The organism is Bradyrhizobium sp. Ken01 (genome assembly GCF_055807355.1).
Genome location: NZ_JBVVPC010000330.1, coordinates 1 through 229 on the forward strand (window position 1 = coordinate 1; position 229 = coordinate 229).

Genomic DNA, 229 nt, shown 5'->3' on the forward strand with positions numbered 1-229 from the left:
GGCGCTGTCGCGGATACGGGCCTGAAAATCGAAGGGCGTCAGGCCGAACAGATCGGTGAGATCGCCTTTCGCCAGGCTTTCACCGAGCAGCCGAAGGCGCTCTTCGGGCAGGTAATTGGAGCGGATCGGCTCTTCGGTGATGGCCGGGAAGCTCGCGCTTGTCTTCTCGATTTGGGCAGGATTCGTCTGAATATTCATTGAAAATTCCGTAAGCGGGCACTGAGCGGCG

General features: G+C 59.0%; 1 protein-coding gene. It reads right to left on the reverse strand.

The features are described 5' to 3' along the window. Positions 1–198, reverse strand: a 198-nt coding sequence (locus AC0L3S_RS39840) for a hypothetical protein (protein ID WP_473285472.1), incomplete at its 3' end; no start/stop codon positions are given. Positions 199–229 lie beyond the last annotated feature (31 nt).